Genomic DNA, 22,031 nt, shown 5'->3' with positions numbered 1-22,031 from the left:
AGAAAAGCTATAAAAACAGGCATGCTGCCATCGCAGCATGCCTGTTTTTTGTTTGAGATTAATGAGCACTAATCCTCGATAGCGGCTTTTTTGCTGTTGATCGCTTTAATTCGTTCAACATCAAACTTCGGTTGTCGATCATAAGTATAAAGCCCATTCACTTCTTGTTCCACGTCATAAAGCTGTGTATAACAGAACCCGAACATATTAGGATTCTCAAGAAGAGTACTGGTCAAGCCGTCATATCTTTCAATAAATTGCTCGACGCTTTGTGGACGATCCCCGTAGCCCCAGCTTTTCTCGTCGGACTGATTAGGATTCCACCAAATTCCGCCATACTCACTGACGAAATAAGGTTGGCCGTTATAGCTTTGTCTGTCGGGGAAGGATACCCACGCCTCGCCTTTCTCGGCAAACGGCTGATAACGTTCCCTGAATGTAACAGGATTCTGATCATAATCGTGGACGTCAAAAATGTCCGTTACAACATGGAAGTTGCCGCTTGTATCGATGACCGGACGCGTTGGATCAATAGCTTTAGTCGTCTCATAAACGACGCGAAGTACGTCATTATCTTGACGAGTGCCGCGCGATGAGTCCCAAGTTTCATTAAATGGGCACCATCCGATCAAGCTTGGATGGTTGAAGTCTCGTTCCACACCCTCAATCCATTCCGGTAGAAATTGAGCAAGGCTGGCAGCAGTTGATATATCGAGACCCCAGTTAGCATGCTCTCCCCATACCAAATATCCAAGCTTATCTGCCCAATATAGGAATCTAGGCTCGAACATTTTCTCATGCAATCTTGCACCGTTGAAACCAAGTGCGAGCGACATTTCAATATCTTGTTTTAAATCATCGTCAGTAGGTGCTGTATAAATGCCTTCAGGATAAAAGCCTTGATCAAGAACGAGCCGTTGGAATACGGATTTGCCATTAATACGGAACGCCTTGCCATCCAATTGAATGGAACGCAAACCGAAATATGAGGAAGCTGAGTCCAATACTTCGCCATCACGAATGAGTTCAAGCTCCAGATCATAAAGAACAGGTGAATCGGTGTTCCATAATTTGATTTGGGAGAGGGGCAGCGTTAATGAAACGGACATAGAGCCGGCGTTTGCCGTTTGCTTTCCTACCAACAGGCCATCGAGCAGCGCATTACAGCGGAACTCTACATCTTTTGTGTTTCCAGACAGCTTGGCAGTTACGTGCAGGCAGCTGTTCTCCGGGTCTGGAACGAAACGGCAGGATTCTATATATGTTTCCGACACATGCTCAAGCCAAACTGTTTGCCATATGCCAGTCGTGCGGGTATAGTCGCAGCCTTGTGAATGGTAGGTACCGCTCTGCTTGCCGCGCGGTTGTAAGCCAGAGCGAGTATCATCCTCGGCATATACGGTAACCACATTTTCACCTTGCTGCAGGGCATCTGTAATATTGAATGAGAAAGAGCTGTAACCGCCTCGATGCTTGCCTACATGTTTGCCATTAACCCAAACCTGAGCCTCGTAGTCTACCGCTCCAAAATGCAATAATGTATGTCCGCCGTTCCAGTTGTCAGGAAGCTTGAAGCTTCGTTTGTACCAAACGGCTGGAATGAAATCTGTATGCCCAATGCCTGACAGCCGGCTTTCTGGACAAAAGGGGACGATGATGCGTTGAGTTAGCTTTTGCTCGTCTTGGTTTAATCCGCGCGAGATACCGCTTTTTCCAGGGTCCATTTCGAATTGCCATTCACCATTTAAATTGAGCCATGACTCTCGAGTAAACTGAGGTCTTGGGTATTCAGGGCGAGGGATTTGCTGCTGTTCCATTTTTCATTCCTCCATTATATTAATTTAAAAGTTAATAATAAGTTCTTATATTATTGATTTTAATGAATATTTGACCGAATTGTCAATAAATAATTAATTTTAATCTTTTGTAATTAACTTATAAATTAATATAATGCCTGTTTAAAACACCAATCTAAAAGAAGATGGTAATAAATCGATACTATTAACTGATTAACGAAACTTAATAAAAATACTTAATAAAAATACTTAATAAAAATACTTAATAAAAATACTGAATAATAATACTGATCAATACTACTGAGTAACATTACTGAGTAACATTACTGATTAAAAATACTAATCATAGTTACAGCCATACAATAACCTAAGTAGCCGTATTAAACCTAAATGTAAGCAATTAATATTTTCCGAGAGGTATCGTGCAAAGAGAAATAAAGAGGGGGAAAAGGAGCTGATCATGCCGGATGAATATTATTTTAACGCAGTCCTGTTAATAAAAGCCTGCATCAGAGTTGATCTGCTGCAAGCTTTGAGAAAAAACTTTTTGTTTAGCAATGTTTAGCAATGCATAAAGATGCTACTGCCCGCTCTTAATCTTCGTGAAAAACGTGCTAATCGCGTAATATGCCGCGCCGCGCACAGCAGACTGCTCTTGAAGCTCTGCAAACAAGATTCGCATACGTTCGCGATGATACGAAAGTGTGCGCTGATCGACGGCAGCTTGTACGGCTGGCTGCAGCCACTGAGCAGCACGGCTCATACGGTTGCCAATAATGACAACGTCAGGATTAAATACGTTGACGATATTAGCAATGCCTGCGCCTAAATAATCGCCAATCGAGCGTATATGCGCGATAACGCGTTCATCTCCAGCTGTTGCAGCAAGCAGCAGATCCTCCAAGCTCTCAAAGCCTAACGATGCTGTACTCTCAAGCAAAGCGTTCTCCGAAGCATATAGCTCCCAACAGCCCCGATTGCCGCAGCTGCAAGGCTTGCCGTCATACTCAATCGAGAGATGGCCGAGCTCACCTGAGAATCCTGACGCGCCCTTATATAATTCCTTGTTCAAAATAATGCCTGTTCCAATACCAATCCCGACGCTGACATAAATTTGGTTGGCGATGCCTCGTCCTGCCCCGTATTTCTGCTCTCCTTGCGCGCCCGCATTCGCTTCATTGTCTATCGTAACGGGAAGGTTGAAACGCTCTTCGAGCTGCTGCTGCAGCTCAACTTGTCGCCATTTTAAGTTTGGGGCAAAAAGAATCGTGCCATTGTCATCCACGATACCTGGTACACCGACGCCGATTCCGACAATTCCGTATGAGCTCTCCGGCGCATCATTAATAAGCAGCTCAATACATGAAATTAACTGCCCAATTACATGATCGGCATCCTGCTGCTTCAGACTGCGCTGCTGCTCTGCAATCACATTGCCTTCGAGGTCTACGAGCAGGCCGCGAATATAATTGACACCCAGATCGATGCCGACAGCATAACCGGCCGTACCATTAAAGAGCAGCATGACAGGTTTGCGCCCGCCGCTGGATAGCCCGGGACCATTCTCAACGACGAGATGGGTGTCGATCAAATCCTGAACGAGACTGGAAACGGTTGCCTTATTTAATCCCGTGAACTCCGATATTTGAGCTCGAGAGAGCGGGGCATAACCAAGCACCGCTTCAAGCACGATGGCTGTATTTATTTTTTTGATGAGCGCTAAGTCGCCTGTTGGTTTCCTTTTCAAAAAAGAATGCCTCCGTCCAAATAAAAATATTTATTATTGTATCATGAAAAGCTTAATCTAGAGCCTACTAGATGGGGATGCGGATTTTGAGACATCTAAGCCAAATAAGTACTGCATTTATTTTAACACAAAAACTTAGTTTGTTTAATAGACAAACTAAGTGGAGGCATGTTATTCTTTATGTAAGCACTCTCATAAACTTCTAATCCATGAAGGAGGATTTTGATTACGATGACTTATTTTAAAAATATTAACACAATCCAATTTGAAGGTAAGGGCTCAGACAATCCGCTTGCATTCAAACATTACGATCCAAACCAAGTTATTATGGGCAAAACGATGGAAGAGCATCTTCGCTTCGCAGTTGCTTACTGGCATACATTTAATGCGAATGGTTCGGACCCATTCGGATCAGCTACTATGGTTCGCGGCTGGGATCAATATACAGGCCTTGACCGCTCGAAAGCGCGTGTTGAAGCTAACTTTGAATTCATGACTAAATTGAATATTCCTTTCTTTGCTTTCCACGATGTGGACATTGCACCTGAAGGAGAAACGCTGCAAGAAACGAACAAAAATCTTGATGTTATCGTAGCTTTATTGAAGGACAACATGAAATCCTCTGGTAAAAAGCTGCTTTGGAACACTGTTAATATGTTCACGAATCCGCGTTTTGTTCATGGCGCTGGCACAACTTGCAATGCTGACGTATATGCTTATGCTGGCGCGCAGCTCAAAAAAGGTCTTGAAGTGGGTAAAGAGCTTGGTGCTGAAAACTACGTTTTCTGGGGCGGCCGCGAAGGTTACGAAACGCTTCTTAACACGGACATGGGCTTTGAGCTTGACAACCTAGCACGCTTGTATCATATGGCAATCGCTTACGCGAAGGAAATTGGCTTCGATGCGCAATTCCTGATCGAGCCGAAACCAAAAGAGCCAACTAAACATCAGTACGACTATGACGCAGCAACAACGATTTCATTCCTGCAAAAATACGGCTTGAAGGATCATTTCAAACTTAACCTTGAAGCGAACCATGCTACGCTTGCTGGCCATACGTTCGAGCACGAGATTCGTACGGCAGCAATTAACGGCATGCTTGGATCGCTTGATGCGAACCAAGGCGACCTGCTTCTTGGCTGGGATACAGATGAATTCCCAACTGATCTATATTCAACTACACTAACGATGTTTGAAGTATTGAAAGCTGGCGGCATTGGCCGCGGCGGCGTTAACTTCGATGCGAAGGTTCGCCGTGCATCATTCGAAACGGATGATCTGTTCCTTGCTCACATCGCTGGTATGGACAGCTTCGCTTGGGGCTTGAAAGCAGCTGCCAAATTGACGGAAGAGAAAATTCTCGACAACATCGTTGACAACCGTTACCGCAGCTTTAAAGAGGGCATCGGCGCGGATATCGTTTCCGGCAAAGCAACGCTTGCTTCACTTGAGCAATATGCGCTTCAAAACAATCCAATTAAAAATGAGTCCGGACGTCAAGAACGAATCCGCCTTATCTTGAGCGAAGTTATTTTCAGCGTTTAAGTCGGGAGGACTCTGACAAATGAGCTATGTAATCGGTATAGATTTAGGAACGAGCGCCGTTAAAGTGCTGCTTGTTGACCGTGATGGCACGGTAGCTGGGGAAGTCTCCCGCAGCTACCCGCTGTTTCATGCTTACTCCGGGTGGAGCGAGCAGCGGGCAGATGATTGGGTAGAAGGTACAGTTGAGGCTTTGCGTGAATTGACATCAACAGCAGGCATCGATGCCCATTCAATTGAAGGGATTAGCTTCTCCGGCCAAATGCATGGACTTGTACTGCTGGACGGTGAAGGAAACCCTGTTCGCAACGCTATCTTATGGAATGATACACGTACAACGGGGCAATGCCGTGAAATCGAACGCACGCTTGGAGACAAGCTGCTTAGCATTACTCGCAATCCAGCTTTGGAGGGCTTTACGCTTCCAAAAATTTTATGGGTTCGCGAGAACGAGCCGGATGCCTTCGCCAAGGCAAAGCTGTTCCTTCTTCCGAAGGATTATCTTCGCTACCGCTTAACAGGCGAGCTTCATATGGATTACTCCGATGCGGCGGGAACGCTTCTTCTTGATGTGGCTGGCAAAGCATGGAGCGAAGAAGTGCTTGAAGCGTTTGGAATTCCGGCACAATTTTGTCCACCGCTTGTTGAGTCGCATGATCTCGTAGGTACGCTGCTGCCGCAGTATGCTGACAGCACGGGGCTGCCAAGCACGACGAAGGTGTTCGCGGGTGGAGCGGATAATGCATGCGGAGCGATTGGCTCAGGTATTTTATCCGAAGGGTTAACGCTTTGCAGCATTGGTACTTCCGGCGTTATTCTCTCTTACGAGAATGACAAGACAAAGGATTTTGCAGGCAAGGTGCATTTCTTTAATCACGGCAAAGAGGACTCGTTTTATGCAATGGGAGTTACGCTTGCTGCTGGCTACAGCTTAAGCTGGTTTAAGAAAACATTCGCTCCGAATGAATCCTTTGATCAGTTGCTCGAAGGTGTAGGTGCAGTGAAGCCGGGCGCTGGCGGACTAGTGTTCACGCCATATCTCGTTGGCGAACGTACTCCACATGCAGATCCGCTCATTCGTGCAAGCTTTATCGGCGTTGACGGATCACATGAACGCATTCATTTTGCTCGTGCGGTTATGGAAGGCATTACTTTCTCGCTTAATGAGTCAGTCGATATGTTTAGACGCGCCGGCAAGACGGTCGATACGATCATTTCGATCGGCGGCGGCGCGCAGAACCCAGTATGGCTGCAAATGCAGGCTAATATTTTCGATGCTAAGGTTGTCGCGTTAGAGAATGAGCAAGGACCTGGTTTAGGCGCTGCGATGCTAGCTGCATATGGTGCAGGCTGGTTCGATAGCTTGGAGTCCTGTGCAAATAAATTCGTTAAGCATGCAGATTCGTATTCGCCGCAGCCTGAAGCGGTTGCTGCTTATGCAGGCATTTTCAAAGTGTACCAGCAGGTTTATGAACAAACAAAAGGCTTAAATGAGGCGCTAGCGCCTTATCGCGGCTAGTCGTACACAATAGAAGGGACTGTTATCCTCGATTTGAGGGTGACGGTCCTTTCTTTTTTTTTTGGCCAATGCTTCAGAAAAGTGCCTTTTATTAAAACATTTAAACTAACATTCATGAATGAGAGCAATGGTTCTTTAGTTGAAGGGAATGAGTCTTTAAGCCCTATTACAATAAAAAAATAAATCTTTAGTCCTATTACCATTATAAGTTATACTATTTTGTAAAGATTGATAGATTAGTGATTGCCAACTCTTGAGGAGGATATCCCTATGAAACGAAGCATGCGCATGACCGTAAGCAGAAAGTTAACCGTTTCCTTCTTGAGTATTTTAATTATTTTGTTATTAAATGGGTTATTAGTATTTAGTATGACTGAGAATATGAATAAGCAAGCAGCGGTGATATCCGAAACATGGATGCCCAATATTGAAACGATCCATCGAATCAATTATTTAACAGAGCATTTATTTACGTTGCAGCTTAAAGCTGCGACGACCGAAGAGCCGCTTAAGAAGGAAATGCTGGCAGCCGATGGGGAAGTTACGATCAGCTCCATCGACGAGCTGTTCAAGACATATAGCGCAAACCGTTACAAGGAAGAGGATATGAACTTTTCACAATCGTTGAATAACGAATGGAAGTCATATATCGAAATCTACAAAAAAGTGATGCTCGCAGCTGCGCAGCCCAGCAATGAAGAAATTTTAGATGCAGCTTTGGCAGAGTCCGAGCAGTCGTTCAAGGCGATGCAGACCTTTACAGATACGCTCATTCGGCTTAATCGTGAAGGAGCAGATAGAGCGGTAAACGTTAGCGGGGATATACATAATCAGAACAACATTGAGATCATTAGCGGTCTTGCAGCGGCAACGGTACTTGTCGGATTTCTTATCTGGTACGTTCGCAGAGCGATCGCCATTCCGATTCAGAAAACGGCGCAAGTCCTTTCGGAGGTAGCCCAAGGAAATTTATCCGCTATTGTCCCGAAAGTGAAAAATCGTGATGAAATTGGAGATATGGTCAGTGCTTCCGCTGAAATGCTTGCCTCTCTCCGTTCTGCCATTACGAGCGTACAGCATGCTTCGATGAACATAACCGCTTCATCAGAAGAGATGCTGGCTATTTCAGAGCAAAATCGCAACTCGGCGCAGCATGCAATGAACAGTTTTCGAGAGGTAGCCGCAGGCTCGCAGGAGCAACTGCATAGCTTTCTAGATATAAGCCGCGCCTCAGAAGAAATGGCTCTTGGTGTACAGCAGATTGCAGCAGCAAGTTCCTATGTATCTGAACTGTCAGTCGCTGCGGTAGATCGTTCACGGACGGGCGGCGAGTTAATTGAGACGGTGGTTAACAAGATGACGTTGATTGATATGGCAGTACGCCAGTCAGCTGAGCAAGTACAGCAGCTCGCAGCGCATACCCGAAATATTGGAGCCATATCTGAGCTGATTGGAAATATTTCAAAGCAGACAAATCTGCTGGCGCTGAACGCTGCGATTGAGGCGGCAAGAGCGGGAGAGCATGGAAGGGGCTTCGCGGTTGTAGCGGAAGAAGTGCGCAAGCTCTCTACACAGTCAGCGGAATCTGTTGTAAAAATTCAGGATTTGATCAATGAAATTCAGAATGATACAGAAACTGCCGTGAAGGCGATGAGAATGAGTGAAGCTGAATCGATAGAAGGACTGGCGAGCATAACAGATGCAGGAGATGCATTCATTCAAATCGCACATGCTTCAAGAGATGTGCTTGAAAAAATTCAGGAGGCAGCGACCTCCTCGGAGCAGCTGGCAGCAAGTGCACGGGAGGTCAATTCATCCATTTCCCAAATGACAGGAATTGCCTCTAGAACCTCCGCTATTGCCGGCGAAGTTTCTGCATCCTCGGAAGTGCAGTATGCGTCAGCAGAGGAAATATCATCATCAGCTAACGGCTTGAGTGTAATTGCAATGGAAATGAACGAAGTGGCTCAAAAATTCAAGCTGTAAATAAAACGTGGAGCAGCTATTATCGTTTATAGCTGCTCCATATCATTTCGGGTCTAACACCCAGCTCTCCGGCGATCAATTCTGCCGTTAGACGCTGGGGCTTTTTTATTTTCCCATTGCGTATTTTGGAAATGGTCGTAAGAGAGATAAGCGTTGACTGAGCGAGAGAAGTGACGGATATATTTTTACTGAGCATAAGCATACGAAGCTTGTAGGAGGGGTCCTCATCCTGATTATTCATATGAAGGCTGGTTAATATGACAACAAAGTTTTTTAAGGACCGATTGCCATTGTAAAACGGCTGAACAACCGCATCAGCATTATAGCAACGATCCCCAAGCTTAAGATGGAAGTCCACGGATTCAGCTGTTCGGTTGTTTTTCGCATATTCTAATACTCGCTTAAGCTTGCTTCGTTCATGGTCTGGAACAAGCTCAAATATGGATTTGTTTAAATAGGAAGAGGACGGCTGCTGCACTGGAGCGTAATAATGCTTAAAGCTCATAATGTTATAGCGCTCATTCACAACGGTAGATACCATTATTTTATGATGCAAAATATATTCGTCAATCCATTTGGCTTCCCGTAAATCCTTGCAAATGATGACATAAACAATGCGGTCTTCGAGCTGGAGCTTGCGGCAGGACAAACGTATATCTGCAGGAGTCGATGACTTCGTGACAAGCTTGCATTCAAGAAGCGGTGATAGGGCTTGCTCATCAGCAAGTTGATGTACGGCTTCATCAAAGGAGAGAGTTGTCTCATCCGTCGATATAATAGTAGATGGATCGAGGAGCATAAGATCTGATTTCTTAAAACCGGAAAAAGCTGCAAAAGCTTGATTGACGTCTACAATAGACCAACGGGATTCGTCCCACTCGACGATAAGCATAGGATCTGAAAGTAAATAAAATAAATGGTTCATCGATGACATCCTCCTTATCAATAGCCTAGCTGCACATTTATGTAATGATTATGTCATAAAACATAACATAATAAAATAGTTATTTGTAATTATATATCATGACGCCTTTCCGTATTCTTTTTTTACATGATTTTGTATGAATAGGGTATGTTAAACAAAACGTTAGAAAGGATGATCGCTATTGTCTACGAACTCAGCCTTATTGTTTGATTTTAACGATGCTCAAAGTGCAGCTCTTGCTTGCGAGACGCTGAGGGAGCTCGGATATGAGACGGTTCTTCATGAAGGCAGCAGCATGCATGTACATTTAGAAGGAAGCGATCTAACTTCAGCACTCGAAATTGCACAATCACATGGGGGGCAGCTCGTCGAGCAAGCGAATATCGATGCGAACGCAGTTACCGGCACTGCATACTCGCTTGATGCGATTGCAATTCCGGCACATCTTGTGAATGAGGACTGGGCTGCAACCGATGGACAAGGCAATGATGCTGAGGAGCTGCACAATCGGGATGAAGCTGCGGATTATTCCGAGGAATTTCTTCCTGATCCCGGGACGTATGATCATTTTTCAGGGGATGTTCGAATTTAGACGTACTTCATGTACATAATTGCATTAAAAAAGGCTGTCTCAACGTTTAACGACGTTTGACAGCCTTTTTATATCCTTACTGAATGACAGCATGAAGTCCTGCCGTATAACCTGTGGAGAAAGCCGCAGTAATGTTGTAGCCTCCGGTGTAGCCATGAATATCCAATATTTCTCCGCAAAAAAACAAACCGCTCATGAGCTTGGATTGCATCGTCTTTGGATCGACTTCTTTTAACTGAATGCCTCCGCCGGTTACGAAAGCATCTTCAATGGATAAGGAGCCATACACTCTAATCGGAAAATGTTTGATCAGCAGCGAAAGGGCTATCCAGTCCTGTTTTGGAATATTGTCATAAGTAAGGGTATCCGGCAATCCAGCCTTTTGAAGCAAAATTGGTATCATTTTTTCCGGCAAATAACCTTTAAGGACATTTTTAATCGTTTTTTTCGGTTCAAGCTCGGAGAGTTTCAATGTTTCCTTATAGACCTCGTCTTTGCTTTTATCAGGCACTAAGTCAATCGCAACCTCAATATTGCCCGTCTTAAATTGCTTAAGAGCTTTCACTACAAATTGACTGCATCTTAGCACAATAGGTCCGGAAATACCGAAATGCGTAAATAGCATATCGCCTTGATGCTCAATAATCTGCTTCCCTTTTGGGTTCCAAACCGACAGCGCAACGTCCCTCAGAGATAGTCCTTGCAGCTCCTTGCTTACAATGAATGGCTCATTTGACGTAAGCGGAACCTCAGTTGGAAAAAGCTCAGTTATCGTATGTCCGGCTTTTTCTGCCCATGCATAACCGTCGCCGGTTGAGCCGGTCTGGGGCACGGACTTGCCGCCGGAAGCTACGATGACACTGCGGGCACGGAATGTTTCACCAGCTTTTGTACGCACGCCTGTGACCCTTCCATTGTCATACATGATATGATCGACAGGAGCGTTCAGTATGATTTTGACACCTTGTTTGCGTACTTGGTTAACAAGCGTATCTACCACCGTTTTAGCTCTATCTGATACGGGAAACATGCGCCCGTTATCCTCTTCCTTTAAAGCAATGCCAAGGTTCTCAAAAAAGGCGATAATATCCTTGTTGTTGAAATTAGAGAATGTACTGTGAAGAAAACGCCCATTACCGGGAATATGCTTGATCAGCTCATCCAGTTCTTTATTATTCGTTACATTGCATCGGCCGCCGCCGGATATGCCGAGTTTGCGTCCTAATTTATCGCCTTTGTCTAGGAGAAGCACTTTAGCGCCTTCCTTGCTTGCAGCAATACCCGCCATTAGTCCCGCGGAGCCTCCACCAATTACAATTGCATCATATTGCATCGCTTTCCACCTGCTATATTATTAGTAGTATTATAATACCACAAAAGAAAGGCGGCGTTTGAATGCTGCGAGATGAATGGGTCATAACTGGCGCTAAGGGCTCGCAAATATTTTTGCGGGAATGGACGTCAGAAACGTTAGAGACGTTAGAGACAAAAGCTGTTGTCTGTCTCGTACACGGGATGGGGGAGCATGGCGATCGTTATGGACATGTAGCAGCTCAGCTTACTGCTGCTGGCTTTGTACTTATAGCGCTGGATCAGCAAGGCCATGGCCGCTCTTCAGGCAAACGGGGGCATCTGCATTCACTTGGCGCAGCTGTAAGCGATGCAGCGCTTATGATTGAAGAGGCTGGCAAACGGCACCCTGGAACGCCGGTCTTCTTATACGGCCACAGTATGGGAGGCAATGTGGCGCTTAATTGTGCGCTGCGACTTCAGCCTCCAATTCGCGGACTCATACTGACAAGCCCTTGGCTTAGGCTTGCATTCAAACCGCATCCAGCTGTGGAGTGGTTTGGACGCAAATTGGCAGCGGTTGTCCCGACGATGCACCAATCTACAGGCTTAAATCCTGCCGATTTATTTCGTCCTGGCTATGACCTTGCTGCGCCAATCGTGGAAGATCCGTTATGTCATACCAAAATTACACTCCAAACCTATATGGAGATTACCGCTGCCGGCGAGTGGGCGATCGCTCATGCATCCAGCCTGCAGGTACCGCTGCTGCTTATGCACGGCACTTCAGATCGCGTAACATCCTTTGAAGCAAGCGCGCTTGTTGCTGAGCGAATCGGAGACCAATGTTCTTTTAGACGCTGGGATGGCGGGTATCATGAGTTGCACAATGACGTGGAGGGGAAAGAGGCTGTTCAAGAGCTAATTGATTGGTTAGAAGAACAATTGTAAATAGAGGTATTTTATGTTTTAATCGGATTAATAGATGGATTCAAATACAAAGCTATTTTACGTAAAAAACATAATATGGAATAGATTCAGAGCGTAGTAGGGGGATCGGACGTGACGTCTGTGTTAAAGGAATTGCTCTTACAATTCATTGTGTCCTTATTGCCTGTTTTCGCCTTTCAGCTTTGGTACGACAAAGACCAGAGATGGAAGGGAATACCTATTTTTATGAGCCTATTTTGCGGTGGATCGATGGTATTGTGTATGGTGACTGCTCCTGATTTATTAGGTTATGAAGTCGATTTTCGTCTCATTCCTTATGTAATAGGTTCTCTCTATGGAGGCGTACCTACATTAGCCGTCTTAACCGTCATCTACATTGCAGTAAGAGTATCTATGCTCGAAGGCAGCTTGGAAGTCATTAACTTTATTATTTTTGTCATTGGTTTTGTCCCGCTGATGTTGTATGCGATTCCATCTTTCCAGCGTACCTCTGTTTTAGGCAAAGAACAGAAAAAACGCAGGGGCTTAGTGATCATGTCCATTTTGATTCTATACTACATTATTTCCGTTACTGGAATTATGTTATTTAATGGTATTTGGTGGTCGAATGTGATGATTTACGTGCAGTTGATCTCTGTTTGTGCATCATTAATGGCAACCTGGCTCTCTATCTTTATGATCGAAAATGTTAAAGAGAAGCAGCAGCTCTATGATGAAGTGAAACGAATGTCGGTTAATTATAGCAATGAAGTGGAGAAGCTTCAGCAATTTATAGATGAGACTTCATTTGGGGTAGTCATTGTTGATCGTGAAGGGAAAATCACACATTTTAATGATATAGCCAAAACAGTTCTCAGTCTTCCTTCAAAGGATTCGGAAGTGAAGGATTTGCTGGGCGTCGCCTTCCCGCTTATTTTTCAGGACGGACATGGCGATGTCTGCATAAAGCTGCTTTCTCAGGCGTTAAACGGCAGGAAGAACACACTCGTTCCGTACGTTAGCGGCGATAAAATGCTTCTTTTGTCGACGATTTCGATGCGTACATCGGTTAATGCTGAAAATGCAGGCGCATCACTTATCGTTCAGGATGTAACGGAGCTTCGTCAACTGCAGAGTGAGGTTGGGCGAATGGAACGATTAAGCCTGATAGGTCAAATGGCAGCAAGCATCACTCATGAAATTCGCAATCCGATGGCGGTTATTCGCGGCTTTGTCCAATTGATTCAGGAGCGCAGTCCAAAAAATCAAGAGGAATACTTTCAGATTGTGATCGATGAGCTGGATCGTGCGAATATGATTATTAGTGATTTTCTATCGCTTGCTCAAAATAGGGAACTAGCCATGGAGCTGACTTCGCTGCATGATGTTGTTAATGAACTTATACCGCTGCTTAGTGCGGATGCGAATTTGCGAGGCCAATCTATTGAAGTGAGCCTTTGCGAAGATATTCCTTTAATTATGATGAACGACAGAGAGATTAAGCAGCTTTTTCTTAATATTGCCCGTAACGGAATGGAAGCTATGGACAATAAGGGCTCATTACATATTAGTACTCGTAATAATGGGAATAAAATTGAGCTGCGGATTGCCGATCAGGGTGTCGGTATACCTCCAGAGCAAATGCAGCATTTGTTCGAGCCTTTTTTCTCGACGAAAACGCAAGGAACAGGGCTTGGCCTTCCGTTATGCTTAAGCATCGCTGAGCGCCATAATGGCCGAATTGACGTAGAGTCGAAGGAAGGTGAGGGTACAGCATTTATCGTTACTTTCACAGTGCCGGAGGAACGCGCGAGTTGAATGAAGGAGCATATTAGAGTGGAAATGGAAATACGTAAGTTGTTAGCAAACGAACTACCCCCAATGGAACTGCTCTTGTTAGCAGATCCTTCGATTAAGCTCGTAGAAGAATACATAAAACGCGGGGAAGTTTTTGTAGGTGTTATAAGCAATGAAATTATTGCAGTATTTGTACTGCTGCCAACAAGGCCCGAGACTGTCGAGATCGTAAATGTAGCAGTAGCGGAGCCAGAGCAAGGTCAAGGGCTTGGAAAGCAAATGGTACTTTATGCGATTTCATATGCAAAGCTTCTAGGCTACAAAACGATTGAAATTGGAACGGGCAATTCAGGGGTCAGCCAGCTTGCATTGTATCAGAAATGCGGCTTTCGAATGACGAGTATTGACCGTGACTTCTTTGTTAGACATTATCCGGAAGCGATTTATGAGAACGGAATACAGGTTGTTGATATGGTTCGTTTATCACAGGATTTATAAGGAAAGCGCCAGCTGAGCATACTACCTCTGAAAGATAACCGGCAATTGCGGTTACATTTTATGACGAGAGGAGCGCTCACAATGACGCAGCATAATGAGGAAAAAGATCGTTCGACTGAGCAAGCGAAGCAGGCTAAAAATAATACGGCTGCTGACAGCAAATCACCCGAATCCGCTGGTTTTGACAAAAAGCTTGATGGACCTAATCGTCCTTCAATTTAGCGCGGAGGTGTTCATATGCCAGATCATGAGCACAAGAATGAAGATGAAATGCTTAAAGATGATCCCGCATTAGATCCTTTTGAAATCGAATTTCTGCCTCAGTTTCGCGAAGGGCGAGGAAATCGTGCGCCGTTTGTGAACTCACACGGCATCGTTATAGGCGATCATGAATATGAGTCTCCGGATTCACCATTGTCGCAGTGGAGCGAGGAAACAGATCCAGCTGTGATGGCTGGCGATGAATGGGTGCATCCTTTTAAGGATGTAGGTTTTTTAACCGCTGAAAATCGGGATATTTTTGAGGAGGGCCTTCAGCCGCAAGGAGGCATATTTACTCATCCTGACAAAAATGCGGCATATGGTTTGGACAAGCCGAAAGACGCTCCTGTTTAAGCTGAAAAAGAACAGCCGGAGTGCGAGCGCTCCGGTTGCTTTATTTTGACTACGGAAGGTATAATAGTAGCTAAAATAAAGTAATTAAAGGAGTGTGTTTCGATGTCGATGTCATTCGAACGATACATGTTAGATATGGTGCAGCCTATGAGAGACGATCTTACTCGAATTGGTATTCAGGAGCTTCGCACACCTGAAGAAGTAGAAGAAAAATTGCCAAATGCAAAAGGTACGGCGCTTGTTGTTATTAATTCCGTTTGCGGATGTGCAGCAGGTCAATGTCGTCCAGGCGTGGCTGATGCGCTTCAACACGATATTACTCCTGATCATTTATACACTGTATTTGCAGGACAAGATAAAGAAGCAACAGCAAAAGCTCGTGAGTTTTTCGCTCCATATCCGCCATCTTCCCCTTCAATCGCTTTGTTGAAGGATGGAGAGCTAGTACACTTTATCGAGCGCCACCAGATCGAAAATCGTTCCGCATCGGATATTGCAGCCGATCTGACAGACGCTTTCGATCGGTTTTGCCGCTAATTAGGAAGGTAACTATGAGCTTACAACAATCCATTATTCAAAGACTTGGCGTTAAGCCGCAAATCGATCCGGAGCAGGAAATTCGCAAACGGGTTGATTTCTTGAAGGAATACGTAACGAACTCGGGAACAACGGGTTTGCTTATTGCGATTAGCGGCGGAATTGACAGCGCAGTCGCAGCGGGTCTTTGCAAGCGGGCAACAGATGAGCTTAGCGCTGAAACAGGCCGCGAGTATATGACGCTTGGCGTATTTCAGCCTTATGGCGAGCAATCCGATATTGCGGATAGTTATGCAGTAGCGGAAGCGTTCCAGCTAAAGCACCGCGCGGAGACGAATATTGAAGAAGCTGTGGATGAAATCGCGATTGAAGTAGAGCATAGCTTTAAGTCGTTAGGCATTCCGCGTCATTTGAGCCGCGGCGGCAAAGGCAACGTGAAAGCAAGAACGCGGATGGTTATGCAATACGCGCTTGCATTCGACCTTAATCTGTTAGTCGTTGGTACAGATCATGCATCTGAAGCGATTACAGGCTTTTACACGAAATGGGGCGACGGAGCGGTAGATGTTACTCCGCTTAGTACGCTCAACAAACGGCAGGTTCGTGAGCTGGCCTCTCATATCGGCGTACCGCAAAGCGTGCTCGACAAAGCGCCAACGGCAGGCCTATGGGACGGACAAACCGACGAGGGCGAGCTAGGCATCACTTACGGTGATAACAGCGACTATCTTGAAGGCAAGTCCATTAGCGAAGAGGCTCGCGAGAAGCTTGAAAAGCAATATTTGAAAACCGAGCATAAGCGCTCCCCGATTCCGGGTATTTAATGAGCTGCCTTAAGCTTCGAGCAATACAAAGACTGTCCCTTGAACCGAGAAATCGGCAGGGGACAGTCTTTTTTTGTTGCAGTGGACTAGCATTTGAATAGCTAAGCGGACGCCAATGATGGAGGAGAAACGGATGGGAGATAGAATATAGTAGTTGTGAAAGGAGCTAAATGCCATGAATAATACGAAGTTAATCCTTGTTGAAGGATTGCCCGGATCAGGAAAAACGAGTACGGCACGTTTTGTGAAACAGCTATTAGATGAACAGAATATTGCCAGTCGCTTGTTTTTGGAGGGGGATTTGGAGCACCCGGCCGATTATGATTCCGCCGCTTATTTTACAGAAGAACAATATAAGCAAATGCTGCAAAAGTATACGGAGCAACAGCAGTTAATCATTAAGCATTCCGAAGCTAAGGCGGACGGGTATATCGTTTATTACGGGAAGCTGCTAAAGGAAACAGATTCGATTAATAGTGAATATTTCGGGGATTATGATGTATATAACCTCCCTTTGGAGAGGCATCAGCAGCTCATTATTGAAAAGTGGAGCGATTTTTCGAGACAGGCTATTAACGGGGATGAAGTGTACATATTGGAATGCTGTTTTTTGCAAAATCCGTTAACCGTCATGCTTGTACGAGACAATTGTTCCGAGGTTGAAATAACGACCTACATTCATGAACTGAACCGCTTGATTAAGCAGCTAAATCCGGTGTTGTTCTATTTGTATCAGGATGACTTTAAACATGCATTTCCTGCAATAATTGCTGAACGGCCAACAGAATGGCTAAACTTTATTACTTGGTATTACACGGAGCAGGGCTACGGCAAAAGTAAAGGGCTCAAGGGAACTCAAGGTCTTCTCGAGGTGCTTGAGCTGCGAAAGGCCTATGAATTAGCGATACTAAACGAGCTGCCGATCGATAAAATGCTGTTTAATAAAAGCAGCTTGGACTGGGTCAAGATCCACAGCCAAATCCAAAGCGATCTGCAAAATCGTTTAAGCAGGTGATTTTCAAATGAAACCGAGAATACGATACGCGATTGCGGTTGTTATAACGATGGTGCTTGGCTATAGCTCAAGGAGCTTTGCAGATTCACTGCCTGAGTTTGCTGCAGAGCATTTTGGCGATGCGCTTTGGGCATGTATGATTTATTATGGCTTCCGTACTATAGTTGTGCACAAAAACTTGTTTTGGGCTGCTGGCGCTAGCCTCATCTTTTGTTTTGGCATCGAGTTTAGTCAGCTCTACCAGGCAGATTGGATCAATGAGATTCGCAGGACGTTTATTGGAGCTTTAGTGCTCGGGAGCGGTTTTTTGACCGTGGATTTGATCAGGTACAGCGTAGGCATTATGTTTGCCATAGTTGTTGATCGATATTTTATTTTTAAAAAATAAGAAGACCCTTCCACCGAAATGCGGCGGAAGGGTTTTTGATTTATGATTCAACTTGACGTACAACTGTCCAGCTCTCAGCAGCAGGCTTTAGCACAAATTTAAATAGGTGTTCTCCAGATTTCTCAATAACAACCATAATACCATCTTGAACAGGTACGATATGATGAATTTCTCCACCCGGTACAAGTTCGGCTGCCAGCGGCGTCAAGATGGGAATGAGAGATTCCTCGAGCCAGCACCTTTCTTGATACCATTGTGGCGGTGGTAAATCTGAAGGATAACCATCAATAGGTGCTTCAAGCTCAAGAGCCATTTTTAGGGGATCGGTGGAAAGCTTACGGCCGGCACCTATCGCTGCTACGAATCGCAAGCACAGCTCAATGGTACGAAGAATTTCTTCATCACACACCGAGCCATTTGCATAACGAATTTCCACCGTGCCTATATCAAACCAAGCCGCTGTGTTTATTCCACAACGATGAGATTGCGGACGACCTTCATGGAGAACGGCTTCATCGCTTGGATTTTTAATATAGCTCTCTCGCATGTCCGGAGTAACGGGCGGGCAGAACAGCAGTCGGTGCTCGCTCGTATTCAATAACGCTTGGATCGTTTGTTGATATTCCAGTGCGGCGTCTATAAGCGGGAGGACAGCATCTTCTCCCCACGGTTCGAGACCGATATGAACATGGAGTCTGCAGCTCCAATTGGCTGTTGCTCCTTGTTCCCTCAGCCTGTTTAACATGATTTGAATTTGCTCACGCTCTTCCCACAAGATCGGAGGCGGCTTAAGCTCACTGCCTGATTCCATACCTTCTGCATCAATTTGCCGCTCATCCAAAGAAATAACCCAACCAGGCAGCAGCTCCAAGCTTTCTGGATTTCCGCCTACAAACTCAATTTCCACGCCGAAGCGCAGCTCTTTCCAATCAACGATTTTTGGCCACATTGCCATCATCCTCTCCATTTATATAAGCTTCACCATGTAAAGAGAGGAGTTGAGGCGGACCACGAGATTAACGAGGGATTTTTTTTCTGAACATAAAATGTCCTCCTTATTCGAAAAAATGATTGTAGTTTTGAACTAAAAAAATAATGAAGAGGTATCTCTTATTATTCAAATTATATATGATTAGAAGAAAAAAGGTAAATTGAGGAGATTCGTATTATGAGCTTTACAGCTAAGCAAAAAGAGATTATTCAAAAAATAGCAATTGCAGCCCATAACCAGCCATTATTAAGCAGCGGTTTATGGTTCCACCACGATTTACGCGATAACTTTTATTATGCGTCCTATTTGTTTGCAGCTGCAGTTGATAACTCAGAACAGCTGCCGTTCGAGAGAGAGGCTGCTAAACGAACTGCGGAATCTGTGCTTCTAGAGGTGCTCACGCTGCAAGATCAGGATGTAGAAAGCGATACTTATGGACATTGGCCGCTTAGACTAGAGGATGTTCCGAAGGACTCCAAGCCAAATACGTTGCCCGTGGAGCTGATGGGGAGCTTGATGGCATTTTTTGCGAGACGCTATAGGACGTTTTTTGACGAACAGCTAGTCCAAGCATTCGATACTGCCCTTATCCATATTTATCGAAGCGGCTTCTTCCATCATAAAAATGTATTTGGTCATCACGATGCAAAATATACAGCTGCAAAGCTGATTTTTGGACAGATGTTTGCCGATGCTGATTTGCTGGAGGATGGTCGCAGCAATCTTCAGCTTACATTAGCCCATATCCGCAAGTATGGCATGTCCGAATACAACAGCTTGCCTTGGTTCTGGCATTGGGTGCAGGCATTCACTTGTGCTTGGTACGAAATAGAGGACGCAGCCATTAAACAAGAGCTCGCCGATATGCTTGATTTTCTCTGGAATGAGCGAGCTGCATTCTACTTGAAAGGCGCCTTTGTCGGCGCTCATTGCCGCGGTCAGAAGCATGACATTCCGCTTGATAGCAATGTTCTGCATGATTATGTGCAATTCGGTGATTTCGAGCTTCCAGAGCAAATGCCGCGGACGGAGTATGCAGGATTTTTATTTTACGAGGCGCCTGAAACAGCTCGTCGTACGGCGCTTAATCGAAGTGAGCCAACTGAGGTGAAAAAGGCGATTACGAAGCTTACGGATGAAGGAACAAGCATGCTTCACAGCTATGCTTACATTACTTCGGATTTTGCAGCGGGCGGAATGTGGGAGCGATTCTCGGAGTTTGACAATGAGCAGCATCGCTGGGATATTTCTTTGCCATTGGGACTGCAAAACGGCGTGAATCAACTCTACTTCTTCCATCCGGCAGAGGCGAATGCGGTTGAAGATTTGCGGCATCAAACCGAGTTTACGGAAGTTCTCTATTATAAAAACACAATAATGGCTTTATATCCGATTCCTTCTGACAAAGACAATACGATTATCGGGTTATTGCCATGTATGGATTGGCTGCAAGAGCCGGGCATGCTTGTTGGTCAGACAGAGAATGTGTTTTTGGCGATTTATGTCATGCAGCCTTATGATCTGGAACATCGTTCGGATCGCTCTATCGTGACAAGCAAAGGCTCAGAAAACGGTGTAATTGTCGAAGTAATCAGCCGTTACGATGCGTTGAAGAAAGGCATAAGCAGCTATGAGGCATTTGTGGAACAGGCAAAAAACAATAGGCCAGCTTGGTCTGCTGAGGAAAGGCTTAGTGTGAAGTATGTGAGCCATGATAAAAGCGTACTTGAGCTAAATGTGGATGGAACAGGCAGCATTGAAAAATTGATCAATGGCCTTTCGGTTGATTTTAGTGAATATAGAATTTAAACGAGTTGCGTATTGTTAAAGACGGAAGGCAAGCTTCATTTTCCATAATTGCATAGTCATGATTCACATATCTTTCACCACTATATAGCTCTAACGAGTCATGTGATACAGCTCCCCCATTGATACAATTTGGACAGTGAATCCAAATCGATGGGGGTATTTTTATGAAGCTTAAGAAAAAAATCGCAGGTGTCGCACTGGCAGCTGTGTTGACATTAGGAGCGGCGGCTCCAGTATTCGCGCATGACGGTTGGTCTCAGACGAGTGCACCAATCGTAGCGCCGGGTCAAGTTTCCTATGTTGAGCTTATGTATGGAAACCACTCCAACGAGCACAAGAGCTACCGCTTGGAAGGACAGTGGGGCAGCACTTCAAAAGTATATGTGACTACGCCGGCAGGGCAAAAGTCAGATATTACAGGCACTCGTTTCTATACTGGAGAGCCGGCTACGGAAACAACGCCAGCACTAAATAATTACTTTGTTGCGTCATTTAAATCAAATGTTCCAGGCGCGTACATTATATCAACCGAAGCAGACAGCGTGTACAAAGGTGCAGACGCTGCTACTCGTACGCTGCGCAGTGCCAAATCATTCGTAGCGATTAGCGATATTCCTGTCATTGAGCGGGTTAAAGCACTTACAGGTTTCTCAAAGGAAGTAAGCCCGGATAGAGCGGAGCTCATCCCTTTGTTCAATCCTGCTGCAGTTACACCGGGTGAAAAAGTGTCGATTGAGCTGCTTCTAAAGGGAAAACCGCTTACCAACACATCGGTTGATATTATTCGTCGAAGCAATTCTGAAGCAGTGGAGCTGAAGACCGATGATAAGGGCGTGGTTTCATTTACGACGGGTGCTGCCGATTATTACTTAGTACGTGCGAAGCCAAGCACTACGGAAGCTAAGGAAGGCGAATACAGCGCAACAAATTACGAAGCTACAATGACTTTCACGGTTCAAAATAAATCAGTGAAGCTCCCAGGCAGCGCCGTGTCTGCTAAACCACATATTTACGTAAACGGAAACGTAGTAGCTGTAAGCAGCTTGACCGTTTCAAATGGTACGACGAAAGTAGATGCAGCGTTTATTAAGCAATACGTAGACGCAGCATATAATGGCACAGGTGCAGTAACCCTTCGTTCCGCAGCTGAGGCAGCTGGTGCTTCTGTTGAATACTTCCCTGCCGTAGGCGGTAATCAAGCAGCTGTCGCCATTTACACGAAATAAGGAT

Annotated in this window: 20 protein-coding genes; 15 read left to right on the top strand and 5 right to left on the bottom strand. The window is 45.1% G+C overall.

Annotation, left to right across the window (positions count from 1 at the left end):
- Positions 1 to 68: 68 nt before the first annotated feature.
- Together BK120_RS18380 and BK120_RS18375 are read right to left on the bottom strand one after the other, a co-directional pair.
- Entirely contained in the window at positions 69 to 1,817 is a 1,749-nt protein-coding gene (locus tag BK120_RS18380; protein WP_076268966.1) for a glycoside hydrolase family 2 protein, read from the bottom strand.
- Between the two features lie 559 nt (positions 1,818 to 2,376).
- Positions 2,377 to 3,543: an ROK family transcriptional regulator gene (locus BK120_RS18375; RefSeq protein WP_076268965.1), complete on the bottom strand. Its 1,167-nt coding sequence runs from the start codon at positions 3,541 to 3,543 to the stop codon at positions 2,377 to 2,379.
- 231 nt (positions 3,544 to 3,774) lie between these two features.
- Between BK120_RS18375 and xylA the strand changes: the two genes are divergently transcribed.
- The 3 genes from xylA to BK120_RS18360 all read left to right on the top strand — a co-directional run bounded on the left by xylA (position 3,775) and on the right by BK120_RS18360 (position 8,590).
- Entirely contained in the window at positions 3,775 to 5,088 is a 1,314-nt protein-coding gene (gene xylA / locus BK120_RS18370) for a xylose isomerase (RefSeq protein ID WP_076268964.1), read from the top strand.
- Between the two features lie 19 nt (positions 5,089 to 5,107).
- Positions 5,108 to 6,604, top strand: coding sequence for a xylulokinase (xylB, locus tag BK120_RS18365; RefSeq protein WP_076268963.1), 1,497 nt, complete (start codon positions 5,108 to 5,110; stop codon positions 6,602 to 6,604).
- A 270-nt stretch (positions 6,605 to 6,874) separates the two neighbouring features.
- Positions 6,875 to 8,590 (top strand): methyl-accepting chemotaxis protein, encoded by a 1,716-nt coding sequence (locus BK120_RS18360; protein WP_076268962.1) that lies wholly within the window; start codon positions 6,875 to 6,877, stop codon positions 8,588 to 8,590.
- 19 nt (positions 8,591 to 8,609) lie between these two features.
- On the opposite strand, the gene BK120_RS18355 is transcribed toward BK120_RS18360, so the two are convergent.
- Entirely contained in the window at positions 8,610 to 9,515 is a 906-nt protein-coding gene (locus BK120_RS18355) for a helix-turn-helix domain-containing protein (protein WP_076268961.1), read from the bottom strand.
- A gap of 181 nt (positions 9,516 to 9,696) precedes the next feature.
- Between BK120_RS18355 and BK120_RS18350 the strand changes: the two genes are divergently transcribed.
- On the top strand, positions 9,697 to 10,107 hold the full coding sequence (locus BK120_RS18350) for a hypothetical protein (protein ID WP_076268960.1): 411 nt from the start codon (positions 9,697 to 9,699) through the stop codon (positions 10,105 to 10,107).
- A gap of 76 nt (positions 10,108 to 10,183) precedes the next feature.
- Here BK120_RS18350 and BK120_RS18345 read toward each other — a convergent pair whose 3' ends face one another.
- Complete coding sequence (locus BK120_RS18345) at positions 10,184 to 11,440, bottom strand: BaiN/RdsA family NAD(P)/FAD-dependent oxidoreductase (RefSeq protein ID WP_076268959.1); 1,257 nt, start codon at positions 11,438 to 11,440, stop codon at positions 10,184 to 10,186.
- 62 nt (positions 11,441 to 11,502) lie between these two features.
- Between BK120_RS18345 and BK120_RS18340 the strand changes: the two genes are divergently transcribed.
- The 9 genes from BK120_RS18340 (at position 11,503) to BK120_RS18305 (ending at position 18,001) form a co-directional block, all read left to right on the top strand.
- The gene (locus tag BK120_RS18340) at positions 11,503 to 12,348 is read left to right on the top strand and encodes an alpha/beta hydrolase (protein WP_076268958.1); all 846 of its coding nucleotides are present in this window, start codon (positions 11,503 to 11,505) and stop codon (positions 12,346 to 12,348) included.
- Positions 12,349 to 12,459: 111 nt separating this feature from the next.
- Positions 12,460 to 14,145 carry an ATP-binding protein gene (locus BK120_RS18335; protein WP_076268957.1) on the top strand — a complete coding sequence of 562 codons (1,686 nt, stop codon included), beginning with the start codon at positions 12,460 to 12,462 and terminating at the stop codon, positions 14,143 to 14,145.
- Positions 14,146 to 14,169: 24 nt separating this feature from the next.
- Positions 14,170 to 14,622 (top strand): GNAT family N-acetyltransferase, encoded by a 453-nt coding sequence (locus BK120_RS18330; protein WP_076269127.1) that lies wholly within the window; start codon positions 14,170 to 14,172, stop codon positions 14,620 to 14,622.
- An 81-nt stretch (positions 14,623 to 14,703) separates the two neighbouring features.
- Entirely contained in the window at positions 14,704 to 14,844 is a 141-nt protein-coding gene (locus BK120_RS35310; protein ID WP_179089822.1) for a hypothetical protein, read from the top strand.
- A gap of 15 nt (positions 14,845 to 14,859) precedes the next feature.
- Positions 14,860 to 15,237, top strand: coding sequence for a DUF3905 domain-containing protein (locus tag BK120_RS18325; RefSeq protein WP_076268956.1), 378 nt, complete (start codon positions 14,860 to 14,862; stop codon positions 15,235 to 15,237).
- A gap of 102 nt (positions 15,238 to 15,339) precedes the next feature.
- The gene (locus BK120_RS18320; protein WP_076268955.1) at positions 15,340 to 15,774 is read left to right on the top strand and encodes a BrxA/BrxB family bacilliredoxin; all 435 of its coding nucleotides are present in this window, start codon (positions 15,340 to 15,342) and stop codon (positions 15,772 to 15,774) included.
- A gap of 14 nt (positions 15,775 to 15,788) precedes the next feature.
- Complete coding sequence (gene nadE, locus BK120_RS18315; RefSeq protein ID WP_076268954.1) at positions 15,789 to 16,598, top strand: ammonia-dependent NAD(+) synthetase; 810 nt, start codon at positions 15,789 to 15,791, stop codon at positions 16,596 to 16,598.
- Between the two features lie 175 nt (positions 16,599 to 16,773).
- Positions 16,774 to 17,613, top strand: a complete 840-nt coding sequence (locus BK120_RS18310) for a P-loop NTPase family protein (RefSeq protein ID WP_076268953.1) — start codon at positions 16,774 to 16,776, stop codon at positions 17,611 to 17,613.
- Positions 17,614 to 17,620: 7 nt separating this feature from the next.
- Complete coding sequence (locus BK120_RS18305; RefSeq protein WP_076268952.1) at positions 17,621 to 18,001, top strand: ribosomal maturation YjgA family protein; 381 nt, start codon at positions 17,621 to 17,623, stop codon at positions 17,999 to 18,001.
- A gap of 40 nt (positions 18,002 to 18,041) precedes the next feature.
- On the opposite strand, the gene BK120_RS18300 is transcribed toward BK120_RS18305, so the two are convergent.
- Positions 18,042 to 18,959: an amidoligase family protein gene (locus tag BK120_RS18300; RefSeq protein WP_179089821.1), complete on the bottom strand. Its 918-nt coding sequence runs from the start codon at positions 18,957 to 18,959 to the stop codon at positions 18,042 to 18,044.
- A 210-nt stretch (positions 18,960 to 19,169) separates the two neighbouring features.
- On the opposite strand from BK120_RS18300, the gene BK120_RS18295 reads away from it, so the two are divergent.
- Both BK120_RS18295 and BK120_RS18290 read left to right on the top strand, forming a co-directional pair.
- Positions 19,170 to 20,801, top strand: coding sequence for a hypothetical protein (locus BK120_RS18295; RefSeq protein WP_076268950.1), 1,632 nt, complete (start codon positions 19,170 to 19,172; stop codon positions 20,799 to 20,801).
- A 164-nt stretch (positions 20,802 to 20,965) separates the two neighbouring features.
- Positions 20,966 to 22,027 carry a DUF4198 domain-containing protein gene (locus BK120_RS18290; protein WP_076268949.1) on the top strand — a complete coding sequence of 354 codons (1,062 nt, stop codon included), beginning with the start codon at positions 20,966 to 20,968 and terminating at the stop codon, positions 22,025 to 22,027.
- Positions 22,028 to 22,031: the final 4 nt, after the last annotated feature.

This window comes from Paenibacillus sp. FSL A5-0031, from assembly GCF_001956295.1.
GTDB lineage: Bacteria > Bacillota > Bacilli > Paenibacillales > Paenibacillaceae > Pristimantibacillus.
This window is presented reverse-complemented; position numbering and strand designations above follow the sequence as displayed.

Excerpts from the sequence above, each read along its gene's own strand:
- BK120_RS18380 (WP_076268966.1), bottom strand. The coding sequence starts at position 1,817 with ATGGAACAGCAGCAAATCCCTCGCCCTGAATACCCAAGACCTCAGTTT.
- xylA (WP_076268964.1), top strand. The coding sequence starts at position 3,775 with ATGACTTATTTTAAAAATATTAACACAATCCAATTTGAAGGTAAGGGC.
- xylB (WP_076268963.1), top strand. The coding sequence starts at position 5,108 with ATGAGCTATGTAATCGGTATAGATTTAGGAACGAGCGCCGTTAAAGTG.
- BK120_RS18360 (WP_076268962.1), top strand. The coding sequence starts at position 6,875 with ATGAAACGAAGCATGCGCATGACCGTAAGCAGAAAGTTAACCGTTTCC.
- BK120_RS18355 (WP_076268961.1), bottom strand. The coding sequence starts at position 9,515 with ATGAACCATTTATTTTATTTACTTTCAGATCCTATGCTTATCGTCGAG.
- BK120_RS18345 (WP_076268959.1), bottom strand. The coding sequence starts at position 11,440 with ATGCAATATGATGCAATTGTAATTGGTGGAGGCTCCGCGGGACTAATG.
- BK120_RS18340 (WP_076268958.1), top strand. The coding sequence starts at position 11,503 with ATGCTGCGAGATGAATGGGTCATAACTGGCGCTAAGGGCTCGCAAATA.
- BK120_RS18330 (WP_076269127.1), top strand. The coding sequence starts at position 14,170 with ATGGAAATACGTAAGTTGTTAGCAAACGAACTACCCCCAATGGAACTG.
- BK120_RS35310 (WP_179089822.1), top strand. The coding sequence starts at position 14,704 with ATGACGCAGCATAATGAGGAAAAAGATCGTTCGACTGAGCAAGCGAAG.
- BK120_RS18325 (WP_076268956.1), top strand. The coding sequence starts at position 14,860 with ATGCCAGATCATGAGCACAAGAATGAAGATGAAATGCTTAAAGATGAT.
- BK120_RS18320 (WP_076268955.1), top strand. The coding sequence starts at position 15,340 with ATGTCGATGTCATTCGAACGATACATGTTAGATATGGTGCAGCCTATG.
- nadE (WP_076268954.1), top strand. The coding sequence starts at position 15,789 with ATGAGCTTACAACAATCCATTATTCAAAGACTTGGCGTTAAGCCGCAA.
- BK120_RS18310 (WP_076268953.1), top strand. The coding sequence starts at position 16,774 with ATGAATAATACGAAGTTAATCCTTGTTGAAGGATTGCCCGGATCAGGA.
- BK120_RS18305 (WP_076268952.1), top strand. The coding sequence starts at position 17,621 with ATGAAACCGAGAATACGATACGCGATTGCGGTTGTTATAACGATGGTG.
- BK120_RS18300 (WP_179089821.1), bottom strand. The coding sequence starts at position 18,959 with ATGATGGCAATGTGGCCAAAAATCGTTGATTGGAAAGAGCTGCGCTTC.
- BK120_RS18295 (WP_076268950.1), top strand. The coding sequence starts at position 19,170 with ATGAGCTTTACAGCTAAGCAAAAAGAGATTATTCAAAAAATAGCAATT.
- BK120_RS18290 (WP_076268949.1), top strand. The coding sequence starts at position 20,966 with ATGAAGCTTAAGAAAAAAATCGCAGGTGTCGCACTGGCAGCTGTGTTG.